The 14,100-nt window shown below is 73.9% G+C and carries 13 protein-coding genes and 1 tRNA gene; 7 read left to right on the top strand and 7 right to left on the bottom strand.

The annotated features are described in order from the left end of the window. Window positions 1-24: 24 nt before the first annotated feature. Entirely contained in the window at window positions 25-1,455 is a 1,431-nt protein-coding gene (locus IEW07_RS14410) for an MFS transporter (RefSeq protein WP_188538429.1), read from the top strand. Further along, window positions 1,455-3,320, top strand: a complete 1,866-nt coding sequence (locus tag IEW07_RS14405; protein ID WP_188538427.1) for a bifunctional sugar phosphate isomerase/epimerase/4-hydroxyphenylpyruvate dioxygenase family protein — start codon at window positions 1,455-1,457, stop codon at window positions 3,318-3,320. Before IEW07_RS14410 ends, IEW07_RS14405 begins: the two co-directional genes overlap by 1 nt. A 230-nt stretch (window positions 3,321-3,550) precedes the next feature. Here the strand turns inward: IEW07_RS14405 and IEW07_RS14400 are convergent, their stop codons facing one another. Then, window positions 3,551-4,594, bottom strand: coding sequence for a metallophosphoesterase family protein (locus tag IEW07_RS14400; RefSeq protein ID WP_188538425.1), 1,044 nt, complete (start codon window positions 4,592-4,594; stop codon window positions 3,551-3,553). A 271-nt stretch (window positions 4,595-4,865) separates the two neighbouring features. Further along, entirely contained in the window at window positions 4,866-5,336 is a 471-nt protein-coding gene (locus IEW07_RS14395; protein ID WP_188538423.1) for an acyl-CoA thioesterase, read from the bottom strand. A gap of 177 nt (window positions 5,337-5,513) precedes the next feature. On the opposite strand from IEW07_RS14395, the gene IEW07_RS14390 reads away from it, so the two are divergent. After that, window positions 5,514-6,140: a YdcF family protein gene (locus IEW07_RS14390; protein ID WP_188538421.1), complete on the top strand. Its 627-nt coding sequence runs from the start codon at window positions 5,514-5,516 to the stop codon at window positions 6,138-6,140. A gap of 18 nt (window positions 6,141-6,158) precedes the next feature. Here IEW07_RS14390 and IEW07_RS14385 read toward each other — a convergent pair whose 3' ends face one another. Next, complete coding sequence (locus IEW07_RS14385; protein WP_188538419.1) at window positions 6,159-6,410, bottom strand: hypothetical protein; 252 nt, start codon at window positions 6,408-6,410, stop codon at window positions 6,159-6,161. A gap of 63 nt (window positions 6,411-6,473) precedes the next feature. After that, the gene (locus IEW07_RS14380; protein ID WP_188538417.1) at window positions 6,474-7,661 is read right to left on the bottom strand and encodes a metallophosphoesterase family protein; all 1,188 of its coding nucleotides are present in this window, start codon (window positions 7,659-7,661) and stop codon (window positions 6,474-6,476) included. Window positions 7,662-7,790: 129 nt separating this feature from the next. Between IEW07_RS14380 and IEW07_RS14375 the strand changes: the two genes are divergently transcribed. Together IEW07_RS14375 and IEW07_RS14370 are read left to right on the top strand one after the other, a co-directional pair. Continuing rightward, complete coding sequence (locus IEW07_RS14375; protein ID WP_188538415.1) at window positions 7,791-9,008, top strand: acyltransferase family protein; 1,218 nt, start codon at window positions 7,791-7,793, stop codon at window positions 9,006-9,008. Between the two features lie 49 nt (window positions 9,009-9,057). Then, a complete protein-coding gene (locus IEW07_RS14370) occupies window positions 9,058-9,357 on the top strand; it encodes a hypothetical protein (protein ID WP_188538413.1) in 300 nt (99 codons plus the stop codon). Between the two features lie 19 nt (window positions 9,358-9,376). On the opposite strand, the gene IEW07_RS14365 is transcribed toward IEW07_RS14370, so the two are convergent. Next, complete coding sequence (locus IEW07_RS14365; RefSeq protein ID WP_229741871.1) at window positions 9,377-10,003, bottom strand: DJ-1/PfpI family protein; 627 nt, start codon at window positions 10,001-10,003, stop codon at window positions 9,377-9,379. A gap of 284 nt (window positions 10,004-10,287) precedes the next feature. Here IEW07_RS14365 and IEW07_RS14360 point away from each other — a divergent pair, with 284 nt between their 5' ends. Next, window positions 10,288-11,070 carry a metal-dependent hydrolase gene (locus tag IEW07_RS14360; protein ID WP_188538411.1) on the top strand — a complete coding sequence of 261 codons (783 nt, stop codon included), beginning with the start codon at window positions 10,288-10,290 and terminating at the stop codon, window positions 11,068-11,070. A gap of 4 nt (window positions 11,071-11,074) precedes the next feature. On the opposite strand, the gene IEW07_RS14355 is transcribed toward IEW07_RS14360, so the two are convergent. Then, a complete protein-coding gene (locus IEW07_RS14355; protein WP_188538409.1) occupies window positions 11,075-11,932 on the bottom strand; it encodes a formate/nitrite transporter family protein in 858 nt (285 codons plus the stop codon). Between the two features lie 148 nt (window positions 11,933-12,080). Here IEW07_RS14355 and IEW07_RS14350 point away from each other — a divergent pair. Beyond that, window positions 12,081-12,167, top strand: a tRNA-Leu gene (locus tag IEW07_RS14350). Window positions 12,168-12,313: 146 nt separating this feature from the next. Here the strand turns inward: IEW07_RS14350 and IEW07_RS14345 are convergent. Continuing rightward, a complete protein-coding gene (locus IEW07_RS14345; RefSeq protein WP_188538407.1) occupies window positions 12,314-14,092 on the bottom strand; it encodes an Ig-like domain-containing protein in 1,779 nt (592 codons plus the stop codon). Between the last annotated feature and the right edge of the window lie 8 nt (window positions 14,093-14,100).

Raw genomic sequence — 14,100 nt, 5'->3', positions numbered from 1 at the left:
GTGGACCCGACCGAAGGACCTCCCATGAGTGCAGCCGCGACGACCGCCGCGACCACGGGCCCGCCCCCGGCGGCCAAGACGCCCCGCAAGGCGGCGCTGGCCAGCTGGATCGGCTCCGCCCTCGAGTACTACGACTTCGCCGTGTACGGCACCGCCGCCGCCCTGGTGCTCAACCACCTCTTCTTCCCCGCCGAGACCTCCCCGGGCGTGGCCATCCTCTTCTCGATGGGCACCGTGGGCGTCGCCTACGTGGTCCGGCCGCTCGGCGCGCTCATCATGGGCCCGCTGGCCGACCGGTTCGGGCGCAAGTTCGTGCTCATGCTGACCCTGTTCATGATCGGCGCGAGCACCTTCGCCGTCGGCTGCCTGCCCACCTACGACCAGGCGGGCCTCCTGGCGCCGGCTCTGCTCGTGCTGTGCCGCGTGGTCCAGGGGCTCTCGGCCTCCGGCGAGCAGGCCAGCTCCATCTCGATGTCCCTCGAGCACTCCGAGGAGCACCGCCGCGCGTTCACCACGAGCTGGACGCTGCAGGGCACCCAGTTCGGCACGCTGCTGGCCACCGCCGTGTTCATCCCCTTCACCCTCCTCCCCGAGGAGGCGCTGTTCAGCTGGGGCTGGCGCGTGCCGTTCTGGCTCTCCGCCGTGGTCGTCGTCGTGGCCTACCTGATCCGCCGCCACCTGGAGGAGCCGCCCGCCTTCCAGCAGGCCCGTGCGGAGCTGCCGGCCGAGAAGCCCGTCTCCCCGCTGAAGCAGATGCTCAAGCACCACAAGGCCGCCGTGGCCCGCGTGGCCGCCGCCGCGATGATCAACACCGTCAACGTGGTGTTCACCGTGTGGTCCCTGTCCTTCGCGACCTCCGTGGTGGGCCTGGACCGCTCCACCATGCTGTGGGTCTCCGTGCTGGCCAACGGCGTGGCGCTGCTCGTGATCCCGGCCGTGGCGCTGCTCGCCGACCGGATCGGGCGCAAGCCGGTCTTCATCGCCGGCGTGCTCGGCCCGGCGGCGATGATGTACCCCTACCTGGCCGCGGTCCACGCCGGCAACTGGGTGCTGATCTTCCTCTTCGGGGCGCTGATGTCCGGGTTCTTCTACTCCATGGCCAACAGCATCTGGCCCTCGTTCTACGCCGAGATGTTCCCCACGAGCGTCCGCGTCTCCGGCCTCGCCCTGGGCACCCAGATCGGCTTCGCCGTCTCCGGCGGCTTCGCCCCCGTCCTCGCGTCCGGCGTGGCCGGCGCCGAGGGCGACAACTGGCTGGGCGTGGCCGTGTTCGTCACGCTCGCGTGCCTCCTCTCCGCCGGCGCGGCGCTGACCGCCAAGGAGACCGCGAAGAAGTCCCTCGACGAGATCGACGACCTGCACACGAGCCGCACCGAGGCCGCCGAGCTGCGCGCCCTCGGCGCCGGGCGGCAGCAGGCCGCGGAGGAGCCGGCCGTCCCGGGGGCCGGACGCTGATGCGCACCTCGATCGCCACGGTCTGCCTCTCCGGGACCCTCGAGGAGAAGATGCACGCCGCCGCGGCGGCGGGCTTCGACGGGATCGAGGTCTTCGAGCAGGACCTCGTCGTCTCCCCCTCCTCCCCCGAGGAGATCCGGGAGCTCGCGGCGCAGCTGGGCCTGAGCCTGGACCTCTACCAGCCGTTCCGCGACGCGGACGCGGTGGGCCCGGAGCTCTTCGCCGCGAACCTGCGGCGGGCGGAGGCCAAGTTCCAGCTGATGAACCGCCTGGGCACGGACACCATGCTCGTGTGCTCCAACGTGGGCACCGCGGAGATCGACGACGACGAGGTCGTGGCCGGGCAGCTGCGCGAGCTCGGCGAGCTCGCCGCCCGCTACGGCGTGCGGCTCGCCTACGAGGCGCTGGCGTGGGGGAGGTTCGTCGACGACTTCGAGCACGCCCAGCGGATCGTGGACCTCGCGGACCACCCCAGCGTGGGCACGTGCCTGGACAGCTTCCACATCCTGTCCCGCGCCTGGGACCCGGCGCCGATCGAGGGCATCGCCGCGGAGAAGATCTTCTTCGTCCAGCTCGCCGACGCCCCGCTGCTGAGCATGGACGTGCTGTCCTGGTCCCGCCACCACCGGGTGTTCCCCGGCGAGGGGGACTTCGACATGGTCGGGTTCATGACCCACCTGGTGCGCGCCGGCTACGACGGGCCCGTGTCCCTGGAGATCTTCAACGACGCGTTCCGCCAGGCCGACGTCAACCGCACCGCGGTGGACGGGCTGCGCTCGCTGCGCTGGCTCGAGGACCAGACGCGGCGCGCCCTGGACGGGGAGCCGGTCCGCGACACCCTGGGCCTCCAGGCGCTGCCGGCCGTGGAGGAGCCCGCCGGCTACGACTTCGTGGAGATCCGCACGGGCCGCCTCGGCGAGACCACGCGCCTGCTCCACCAGCTGGGCTTCGCCCTGGGCGGGCACCACCAGTCCAAGGAGAACGTGCAGCTGTGGGTGCAGGGCCCGGTGCGGATCGTCGTCAACGACGACGTCCCGGACGGCTCCCCCACCGAGATCGCGGCCCTCGGCTTCGAGGTCGCGGACCCCGACGCCGCGATCGACCGGGCCACCCGGCTCGCGGCCCTGCCCGTCCCCCGCTCCCAGGGCCCGGGCGAGCAGGTGCTGCGCGGCGTGTTCGCCCCGGACGGCACGGAGGTCTTCTTCTGCGGCCGCCCCGCGGACGGCGTCCCGGCGTGGCTGGGCGAGTTCGGCGCGGACGAGGAGTCCCACGACGCGGCCCTGGTCACCGGCGTGGACCACATCAACATGGCCCAGCCGTGGCAGCACTACGACGAGGCCGTGCTGTTCTACACCTCGGTGCTCGCCCTGGCGGCCCAGCCGTCCCAGGACGTGCCCGGCCCGTCCGGGCTGGTGCGCAGCCAGGTGATGCGCTCGGCCAGCGGGGCGGTGCGGATGCCGCTCAACGTGGCCCCGGCGGCCGCCGAGCAGGGCTCCTTCGTGGGCGCGGCCTATCCCGAGCACGTGGCCCTGTACTGCACCGACGTGTTCGCGGCGGCGCGGCGGGCGCGCCGCCGCGGGCTGGACTTCCTGCCCGTCCCGCAGAACTACTACGAGGACCTCGACGCCCGGTTCGACCTCGACGACGAGTTCGTCGCGTCCCTGCAGGAGCTCAACCTGCTCTACGACCGGGACGCCGACGGGGAGTTCCTGCACTTCTACACCGGGACCCTGGGCACGGTGTTCTTCGAGGTCGTGGAGCGCCGCGGCGGCTACGCCGGGTTCGGGGCGCCCAACGCCCCGGTCCGGCTGGCCGCGCAGTACCGGCGCTCGCAGGCAGAGCACCGGGCGCGCACGGAGGCCTGAGCCGCCCGGCCCCTCCCCGCCGAGTCCCCTCCTGCACCGAGCACTGCTTCCGCCGAGCCCCCAACCGGGCCGCGTTCCCCGCGCCGAGCCCCCTCCCTGCGAGCACTCTCTGCGTCGAGCCCCCTCCCGGGCCGCATTCCCCCATGGAGATTCCTGGGGGAATGCGGCATCAGAGGGGGCTCGGCGCACGAGGCCGCTGGGGGTCGGGGCCCGGCGCGGTGCCGGGCGGATCAGTCCGCCAGCGGGACCTGCTCCCAGCTGAGCACCTCGCCGTCCCGGACGGCGTCCGGGGAGACCGTGACCCTCAGCCAGTTGTCGGCGTTGCCCGAGCCGTCCACCGTGACGCGGGTGAGGTTGGCGGCCGGCTCGGCCACCCCGTAGAAGTCCAGCCACTCGGAGCCGGGCGCCAGCGGACGGTCCTCGTGGAAGACGTGGCTGTCGCCGTCGAAGAGGTGCACCGGGCCGTCGAAGGCCGCGGACTCCTCGGCCAGCAGCTGCACGATCGGGCGGAAGGAGCTGTAGTCCTCCGGCCGCGGGTCCTGGACCGTGGGGTCGAACATGTCCGCCTGGAGCATCACGACGACCGCGCGGGAGTTCTGCCGCCGGGCGTCGGCGAAGGTATCGCGGATCAGCTGCACGGACGCCTCGGTGCGGGCCTCGACCTCGGCGAGCTGCTCCGGGGTGGCGGCCTCGGCGCCGGTGTAGGGCTGGGCGGCGTTGTTGGAGCCCACCACGTGCGGCACCGCGAACTGGACCCGCCGCTCGGTGAAGCGCACGTTCTCGGGATAGCCCTGCTCGGCCTGCGACTGGACCTTCATGTCCTGCGCCAGGGTGGTGCCGGGCTCGGCGAAGAAGAGCTCCCGGAGTGCCGCCAGGCGCTCGAGCGGGTCGTAGCCGCCGTTGTTGGTCCGGTGGCAGTCCGTCCACTCGTTGTCCCCGGGGGTGTAGACCAGCGGGACGTCGAAGAGTTCGAAGTCCGCGCGGACCTGGGCGAACAGCTCGTCGGAGCACTCGGTGGAGCCGTTCTTGATGTCGCCCACGTGGGTGACGAAGGACAGCGAGTCGTCGGCGTTGATGCTCGCGATGTCCTGGGGGAACTGCGCGAGGTCCTCGGCGCCGTAGGGGACGTCGCCGATGACGCCGAAGGAGAAGGCGCTGGGCTGCTGGCCCGGCGCGTCGGAGGCGGGCCCGGGGACCGCGTGCGCGGCGGCAGGGGTGAGGACGGCGCCGGCGGCGAGCAGGACCGCGGCCGCGCGGCGGGGACGAGCTGACATGGGGAGAGCCTCTCGGGTGGGGACGGTGTCTGCTCGGAGCGTAGGAGTGCCGCGGAAACGTCCCGTGGCCGGGGACTGAACAGCCGGTGCCGGGGGGCAGGTGACCGCGGCAGCCGCCGAGCCCCCACGTTGCGGGCACCCCATGTGCCGAGCCCCCACGCTGCTGTCACTCCCTGTGCCGAGCCCCCAGCGGGGCCGCATTTCCCCACGGGGATTCCTGGGGAAATGCGGCCCCGCTGGGGGCTCGGCGGGCCATGCCGGGCCGGCCGGGTCAGCGGAACACGGGACCCCCGGTGTACGGCGCGAGGAGCTCCTGCTGCTCGGGGCTGATGCGCAGGACGGTGCCGGTGGCGGGGACGTAGAACGCCACCTGGGTCTCGGCGCGCACGCACGCCCGGCGCGTGACCACGTCGGTGATCTCGAAGCCCAGCGCCACGGACCCGCCGCGGGCCGAGACGACCCACACCCGCACCTCGACCGGGGTGTTGCGGTACTCGAGCGGCCGGAGGTACTTGATCCGGTTCTCGGTGACCAGCGCCTGGGTGCCCTCGGGCAGCGCTGAGAAGAACGGGATGAGCGGGGGCTCCACCTGGTGGCCGGTGCCCACCGGGACGCCGAGCGCGGCGATGCGGGACTCCTCGAGCAGCCGCACGACCTCCACGTTGTTGACGTGGCCGTACGGGTCCATGTCCCCCCAGCGCATCGGCACCCTGCACAGCACGCCCTGCTCGGTCCTCGTCATGCGGTCCTTCTCCCTCCACGTCGCGAATTCTGTCCCAGCGTAGTTCTCGGCGCCCCGGGGAAGGCTCCGTGACCCCGTGACGGAGCCGGTCACCACCGGCATGGGCTGCACGGGCCACGGGTGGAAGAATCGGGCTGGACCCGAGCACGCCCGGACCGAGCCGATGGGGAGAGCCGCATGACCGTCCGCACGTCCGGCCGCCGCGCCACGCGATGGGGGCTCCGCGCCGCCGTGGGAGTGCTCGTCCTGGGACTGGTGTGGCTGCTCACGTGCTGGGCCGTCCTGCAGCATCCCCGGGTCGACGCACTCTCGCCGTCGGACGCCCTGTTCGTCCTGGGCCCCCATGACCCGGTCCGCATGGCCGAGGCGTTCCGGTTGATGGACGAGGGCGCAGCCCCGGTCCTGGTGGTGGCCACGCCCAGCCCACGGTCCGGGCACTCCGCCGAGGACCTGCGGTTCATGGAGGAGAAGGACTTCTGCACCGAGGACCTCGGCTACAAGGTGGTCTGTTTCGCACCCGACCCCTCGACCACGCAGGGGGAGGCCATGAAACTCCGGGAACTTGCCGAGCACCGTGGCTGGGACCACGTCAGCGCCCTCACCTTCCGGCAGCACGTCCCGCGGGCGCGCCTGCTTCTCGAGCGCTGCTATCCCGGGGAGCTCGACGTGCTCGCCTTCGACTACCGTTTTGGCCCCTCGGAGGTCCTGCGACAGTTCCGCTACCAGTCGGGGGCCTTCGTGAAGGCGTGGCTCACCCCGGGCTGTGACCAGCAGCTGCCGGGGCGGCCGAAGTCCCTGGGCTGACTCCCGGCCCGTGCGGCCTCAGCCGCCGCGGTTCCCGAGGTCCTGGCTCCACTCCCGTGCGCGGCGCTCGCCCTCGGAGGCGACGGTGTGGGCGTCGTCGCGCCCGGACAGGACGTCCGCCGCGGAGTGCCGCGGGACTCCCGGCCGGTGCGGTCCGGCCGGCTCGGCGAGCCCCGCGATCCAGGGGTCGGTCTCGACGCCGCGGTGGGCGTCGGCCGCCAGCCGAGCCCGGGCGGCGGCCGCGGTGATCGGGTCCACGGGATCGCTCATGGTCCCAGTCTCCCGCAGCCGCCGCCCGACCGGAAGGGGCCGCCGCCCGACCGGAAGGGCCCGTCAGCGGGCGGGCAGCGGCCTCGGCTCGGGCAGCGGCCTCGGCTCGGGCAGCTGCTGCGCCTTGGTCGACAGGTCGATGCCCAGGTCCGAGGCGAGGACCGTGCGGGTGGCCTTCAGGACGCCGGGGTGCTGCTCGTCGAGGTCGAACACGCGGGCGCCGCGCAGCCGGTGCTTCTCGGCGCCGTCCAGGCCGTAGGTGGCGAACCCGGTGCCGGGGCCGTAGCCGAGCCTGATGCCGAAGTAGTCGCCCGCGTAGGTGTTGATGTGGTCGTGGCCGCAGAAGATGCCCTTGACGTCACCGCGCTCCAGGGCCGCCAGGAACAGGCCCGGGTTGAAGTGGGCGGTGTACTCGCGCTCGTTGCGCTCGCCCTCGATCGAGTGCTTGGCGAGCGCCTTCGCGTGGGCCTCGTCGGTCCACTCCGTGGGCGAGCCGAACCACATGAAGCGGTGCTCCCAGAGCGGGATGTGGAAGAACATCAGGCCGGGGACCGGGGCGCCGGCCTGCTTCTCCAGGGCCAGGGAGCGCTCGCGGTACCAGGCGACCTGATCGGCGTGGACGGTCTCGTAGGTGTACTCCTCGATCTTCTGCCCGGCGACGGTCTCCGGGGAGTAGCGTCCCGAGTCCAGCAGCCACAGGGCCAGGCCGGGCCCGCGGCCGCGGGGGCTGCGCACGGTGAGCACCGAGTTGGCGTGGCCGCTGACGCCGCGGGTGGCGGCGTTGCGGTTGTGGGGGTAGCTCCGGAGGAACTCGAGGATCTTCGGCTCGGTCATCCCGGTGGCGGGCGCGGAGTCCTCGTCGTGGTTGCCGAAGGTCACGGCCCACGGGATCCGCCGCTCCTCCATGGGCAGCACCACGTTGTTGTAGGCCTGCCGGACCTGCTCGGCGGTGGTCATGTCGCCGTTGACGACGTCGCCGTTGAGGACGACGAACTGCGGCTTCTCCCGGTCGAGGGTGCGCTCCATCAGCTGGAGGGTGCGGACGTCGGTGCGGTGGTTGTCCTGGGTGTCGTTGAACTGGACCACCCGGAACGTGCCGTCCGCGGCGAACGAGAGGCCGGAGTCCTCGGCGGCCGGGGCGGGGGCGGCCGCCGCGGGCCGGACGGCGAGCGCGCCGACGGCGGTGGCGGCGGCGGCGCCGAGGCCGAGCAGGTGGCGGCGGCCGAGGGACGGGGACGGGGTCTGGGGCACGGGGTTCCTCCGGAGGGGGGTGGAAGGGGACGGCGCCACCCTCCCGGGCCCACGTTGCGCCCGGTCGATCTGCGGGCCACCGGCCGGCGAAGGGCAGGCGAACAGAGCGCCCTGCTAGCCTCGTCCGTCGTGACCACGCCGATCCCCACCGACGTTCGCCCCCCGTCCCGTCCCGGGACGGGCCCCGCCAAGCGCAAGGACATCCAGGCCCTGCGCGCCCTCGCCGTGCTCTTCGTGGTGCTCGACCACCTCTGGCCCTCCGGTCTGCTGTCCGGCGGGTACGTGGGGGTGGACCTGTTCTTCGTGGTGTCCGGGTACCTGATCACCGGCCAGCTGGTCCGCGAGCTGCGGCGCACCGGGACCCTGGACCTCAAGGGCTTCTTCGCCCGTCGCGCGCGGCGCCTGCTGCCGGCCGCGGCGCTCGTCTCGGTCGCCGCCACGGCCCTGGTGTGGTTCGCGCTGCCCCGGGAGAACTGGACCCGCACCGCCCTCGAGGGCCTCGGCGGCACCCTCTACGGGCAGAACTGGCTCATGGCGCTCAGCACCCTCCCCGCGTTCTCGCCGGACGGGCTCCCCACCCCCTTCCAGCACTTCTGGTCCCTGTCGGTCGAGGAGCAGTTCTACCTGGTGTGGCCCGTCCTCCTGCTCCTGGCGGTCCGGCGCGCCCGGCGCGCGGGCGCCCAGGACCGGGGGCGGCGCCGCGTCCTGACCGTCGTGGCGGTGGTCACCGGGGCCAGCTTCCTGCTGGGCGTCGCACAGACCGAGCTGTCGAGCCAGACGGCGTACTTCTCCACCTGGACCCGCGTGTGGGAGTTCGGCGCCGGCGCGCTCGTGGCCCTCGGGGTGGGCGTGCCCCGGCGCCCCGCCGTGGCCCGCGCGGTCGTCGCCCTGGGCTGGACCACCGTGCTGGTCTGCGGGGTCGTCTACCACGGCGTCGAGTTCCCCGGGGTCGGCGCCCTCGCCCCGGTGCTCGCGGCGGCCGCGATCCTCGCGGGCGGCGAGACCGTGCGGCGGACGGGCCTCGAGCCCCTCACCGATCGCCGCCCGGTGCAGTGGCTCGGCGACGTCTCCTACTCGGTCTACCTCTGGCACTGGCCCCTGGTCCTCGTGCTCCCGTTCGTGCTCGGCCGCGAGCCGACGGGCTGGGACAAGGTCGCGCTGATCGCCGTGGTCCTGCTGCTGGCGGGAGCGACCCGCCGGTGGGTCGAGCTGCCGGGGGCCCGGTGGTCGTGGGCCAGGGCCCGGCCGGCCCGTACCCTGGCGGTGGCGGTCGCGGTGACCACCGTGTCCCTCTCCGCCTCCCTGGCCCTGGGCTTCGCCGCGGGCTGGGCACCGGTCGCGGCCTGAGCCCGCGGCGGACAGCCCGCGGCACCCGGCTCCCCGGAAGGAGGACACCGTGAGCGATCTGCAGTGCCCGGCCACCGCCGTCCTGCTCGACGACGCCGTCCCGCCCCCTGCGTGGCTCGCCCGCCTTCCCGTGGCGGAGCGGCTGGGGGCGCACGGCGCCGAGGAGCTGGTGCGACTGGTCGAGGACACGGCCGACCTGTTCCGCGGCGAGACGTTCGTGGTCGCGGCCCCGGCCGGGGACGTGGCGCAGGCGCTGCGGGAGCGGGGCCTCGGCGGGCGGGCCCCCGCCGTCGTCGAGGTCGACTCCGCCGGGTGGCGGCGCGTCCCCCCGCCGGATCACGCCCCCTGAGCGGCGCCTCGAGGACGGCTCAGGTCGAGCGCTGCTGCTCGAAGGCCGTGAGCCGGTCGCGGAACTCGCGGTCGCCCGTGGTGTGCAGCCCGTACCAGGCCTCCAGCGCGCTCGGCGGGAGGAGGTGCAGGCGGGCGAGCACGGCGCGGGCGAAGGCGACCGGCGCGGAGCCGGGCGCGGTGATGACGTCCCCGTCCTCGACCGTGCGCGCCGGCTCCCAGTGGTCCGCTCCCGTGTACGCGTGTGCGCCGGCGAGCAGCTGGGGGGTGTCCGCGGTGTGCCGCCGCTCGTTGAGCAGGCCGGTCCGGGCGAGGCCGAGGGCCGCGGCGCCGATCGCCGCCACCGGCGTCCCCCGCTCGAGCAGCTGCTGGACCAGTCCCAGGACCGCCTGGTGGCCCCGGTGCCAGGTCGCCGCGCCGGGCAGGACGAGCAGGGCGATCTCGTCGGGGTCCAGCTCCGCCAGGGTGGTCTCGGGCCGCAGGCGCAGCCCGCCGAGGGTGGTCACGAGGTCCTGGGGGCCGTCGCTGGCGGTCACCACGCGGTACCCGCCCGGGCCCAGGCGGCCCCCGAGGGCGACGCCGTCCACGACGGGCCCGTACTCCGCGTCGGCCATCGTGGCCGTGGTGTACAGGACGACGGCCTTCACGCGGTGCGCCCGGTCGCGCCGGCGGTCCGGCCGTGGCCGGCGCGGGGGGCACGACGCCCCTGGGGGCCGGTGCGGGGGTCTCGGAGCACGGCGGCGTCCTTTCTCGGGGAGTGCGTGGCGCTCAGCCTACGGAGCGGCGGGGGCCGGCGCCACGGACGCGGCCGACGCGCGCCCCGCCCCGCGCCGGCCTCTCCCGTGGTGTCCGGCCGGTCGCATAGTGTTTCCGGCGGTGAGGACCGCCCGGACCCCACTGTGAGCGGAGATCCGAGGAGGACATCACTTCCATGATGGGACCGAGCCATGCGGCCTGCGGGGCGGCCGCGTGGGTGGCACTGACAGCCGACTACCAGCTGCGCCTGCAGGACCTGGTGATACCGATCGGGTGGGGGGTCGTGGACGTCGGCCACGCGGGAGTCCTCACGGGCGCCGTCGTCACCGCCGGCGCGGCGCTGCTGCCGGACCTCGACCACCCCGGAGGGACCGTGGCCCGGTCCCTGCCGCCGCTGTCCGGGTGGCTGGCCCGCGGGATCGGCCGGCTCTCGGGCGGGCACCGGCGCGGCACCCACTCCCTGCTCGGCGTGGCCGCGTTCACCGGGCTGGCGGCGGTCGCGCAGAAGGTCGGCCTGCCGATCGACGGCCTGGGATGGGTGTGGCCGCTGGCCGCGGTGATGTCCGTGCTGCTCATCGCGTTCGCGGTGAAGGTGCTGGCGTTCGTGCCGGACCGCATCGCGAAGCTCGACTGGGTCGTGGGGATCGCGCTGGGCGTCGTCGTCGGCCTGTACCCGCCGGCGCACGAGTGGTGGTTCCCCATCGCGGTGTTCACGGGGGTGGTGGCGCACCTGGCCGGGGACCTGCTGACCACGCGCGGGATCCACCTGCTCTACCCCCTGCGGATCCCCCTGCCCCTGCCGCGGGCGCTGTACAAGAACCGGTCCTTCCTCGCGGTGCCGCTGCTCGGCAACGCCGGGTCGGCCGGGGAGCTGGTGCTGCTCGCCCCCGTCACGGTGTTCGCCCTGGCCGGGCTGTGGGGCGCGTTCGCCCTGACCACCGGCCTGGCGGTCGTGTGACGGCTCAGCCCGCCAGGCCCTGCTCCTCGAGCCTGTGCGCCTGCTTGGCTCGCTCCTTCTTCAGCAGCTCGAGCGTGCGGGTCAGGCGCGGCAGGGTGATGATCACCAGCCCGCCCACCATGTTCAGCGGGATGACCCACAGGAACCACACGAACCAGTCGGTGTAGGAGATCGCGGCGCCCGTGTGCATGGCGCCGAAGATCACGATGGAGTTCAGCGCCCCGTGGAGCATGCCCAGGCCGACCACGAGCAGCCCGCCGATGAGGGCGATGAGCGCGGTGACGACGTCGTTGTCCGTGCCCTGGCTCATCCGGGTGGTCAGGGTGATGGTGCTGCCGGCGAGCACGGCCAGGGCCGCGGTCTCCAGGGTCAGCCCGCCCTCCATGTACTGCAGGGAGGTCTCGACGAGCGTCTGCTCCAGGTCCGGGAACGCGGCGGCCACCACCCACATGAACAGCCACCCGCCGGCCAGGTTGGCGACCAGCGTCACGGCCCACAGGCGGACCAGCTGGAGCCAGGTGCCGTGCCGGGCGAGGACCGCGTTGATCGGGATGAGGAAGTCCTCGGTGAACAGCTCGGAGTGGGCCAGGCGGAGGGCGAACAGGCCGATGCCGAAGGCCATGCCCGCCAGCAGCGGTGAGCCGGTGGCCTCCTTCACGGCGAGCATCGCCATGATGCCCAGCCCCACGTCGATGCCGCCGAACAGCCCCGTGATGGCCAGCGCCCGCCACGTGCGGCTGAGCCGGTCGGCGCCCTCGGCGACGGTGTTCTCGAACTCCTCGACCAGCTCGTCCTCGACCGGCTCGTCCGTGCGGCCCAGCTCCTTGCGCTTCTCCTCGAGGTGCTGGTGGTCGGGTTCCATGGGCGCTCCCCTGCTCGATGCTGAGCCCCGGTGGCGGGGTGGACCCAGCGTACTGGCGGGACGCCCCGTCCGCGATTGGCCATTCCGGGCCGGTTGTGGGTAGGATTGTCGTCGTTGCTCACCGCGGGAAACCGACGGTGTTCGACGAGCGCGAGTGGCGGAATAGGCAGACGCGCACGGTTCAGGTCCGTGTGCCCGAAAGGGCGTGGGGGTTCAACTCCCCCCTCGCGCACCACCAGGTACGACGAAGGCCGGTCGTCCGAAGAGATTCGGACGACCGGCCTTCGTCGTACCCGCGCTCCAGCTCCGGGAGGCAGCCGGGCACTGCGCTCCGGGACACAGCCGGGTGCGGCGCCCCTGGTCCCGGCGCCCGCACCGATCTCAGCCGCCCCTGGTCACCGTGATGCTGGTGCCGTCGGAGTCCCCGTCCGGATCGGTGTTGCCGGCCGCCCGGTAGGCCAGGGCGGGGTGCGTCAGGGCGCTGACGGTGAAGCTCGCCGAGACCGTGGTCCTGGGCAGCAGCGGGCTGCTCACCGCACAGGTGCCGTCGGCGGTGGTCGTGCAGGAGGCCGCCGCCCCGGTGGCACCCCAGGTGCCCTCCACCTCCGCCCCGGGCACGGGCCGTCCCGTCGCGTCGACGACGGTGGCCCTCACCGTGGCCCTCCACTGGTTCTTCTGCGCCTGGGCGGTCCCGTCGAGGTCGCCCACGTGCATCGAGGGGGACGTGCCGCCGTCGTTGGCGACCGTGACGCCGCTCAGGTCGGTGGACGTCTGGCCGGCCGTGTCGGTGGCGGTCGCCGAGAGCGTGTGCGTGCCGTCGGCGACGGTGGTGCTGTCCCAGGACGCCGACCACCCGTCGGTCCCGTCGGTGTCGGTGCCCACGGTGGCGCCGTCCACGGCGAAGGCCACCCGGGCGACCGCCACGTCGTCGGTGGCCTCGGCGGTGACCGGCACCGTCCCGCTCACGACGGCGCCGTCGGCGGGGCCGGTGAGGGCCACGCCGGGCGGGTCGTCGGCGGAGGCCGCCATCCTGTCCGCCACGTGCAGGCGGATGGTGGGCAGCTGGGCGTAGAGGCGTTCGCCGGGGCACTCGGTGGCCTCGTAGTCGCGGTGCCCGCCGATGGTCCCGACCTCCCTCCGGGCGCCGCTGACCGGGTTGAGGTAGGTGACCTCGGCCAGTGGGTCCATGCCGTGGCGTCCCGCCAGTTCCGCGAGCAGGTCCTCCAGGGAGGACACGGCCGCCGGCTTCGGGTCCGCGCCGAAGCGGCGGTGGGCGGTGAACTCCCCGATCAGGGCCACCCCGATGTTGCCCGAGTTCCACCCCGCCACGTGGGCGCCGGTCACGATCCGGTCGGTGCCGTCCCGGTGGGCGAAGTCGGCCCCGGTCCCGCCGGCGGTCCCGCAGGAGGTGCTGGTCGTGCCCGACCAGCGGCCCTCGTAGACGATCCCGAACTCGTCGACCAGGTACTGGTAGCCGATGTCACCGAAGCCCTGGTCGACGGCGTGGTAGCGGTAGATCGCCCGCACGGTCGCGGCCGGGTCCTGGTCGTTGTTGGCGGTGGCGCTGTGGTGGACGGTCATCACCTGGGCGTCCTGGAACTCCGCCGGCCAGACCTCCTTGCCGGCCTCGTGGCGCAGCGACTCGTCGGCGCCCCAGTCGGCCCGCGACCGGCACTGGCTGCTGTTCAGCGCCTGCGCGGTCCCGCCCGGGGTCCGGCCCACCGTCTCCCGCGGCCCGTCGGTGGTGTTGATCGCCGTCGCCCGGGCCGCGACCGCCCCCTCCGGCAGCCCGCGGACCTGGTAGGCCTGGGCGTCCCCGGCCGGCACCAGGCCGCTGGCCCACTGCCCCTCGCCGCGGACCCCGTCCTCGATCAGCGGGATCCACTCCCCCCACACCCCGTCCGTGCGCAGGCGCACCGCCCCGTGGGGCTCCGGCCCGCCGGCGCCCTCGGCGTGCTCCTGACCGGCAGGGGTCTTCCACACCACCCCGAGGTGGTCGACGGCGAAGCCCACCTCCACCGGCGCGGACTGCACGGGCCGGCTGTCTGCCAGTGTCTGCGGCACCGTCCGGGCCACGGCCGGTCCGCCCCACACCAGGGCCAGGGAGGCGAGGACGCCGGCGACGGCGACGTGGACGGAGAATCTCAGCAGGCGGCGCATTCGAGGTC

Source organism: Kocuria dechangensis, from assembly GCF_014636775.1.
In the GTDB taxonomy this organism is placed as follows: domain Bacteria; phylum Actinomycetota; class Actinomycetes; order Actinomycetales; family Micrococcaceae; genus Kocuria; species Kocuria dechangensis.
Note: the sequence above shows the minus strand (reverse complement) of the source record. Positions and strands in the feature narration are given on the sequence as shown.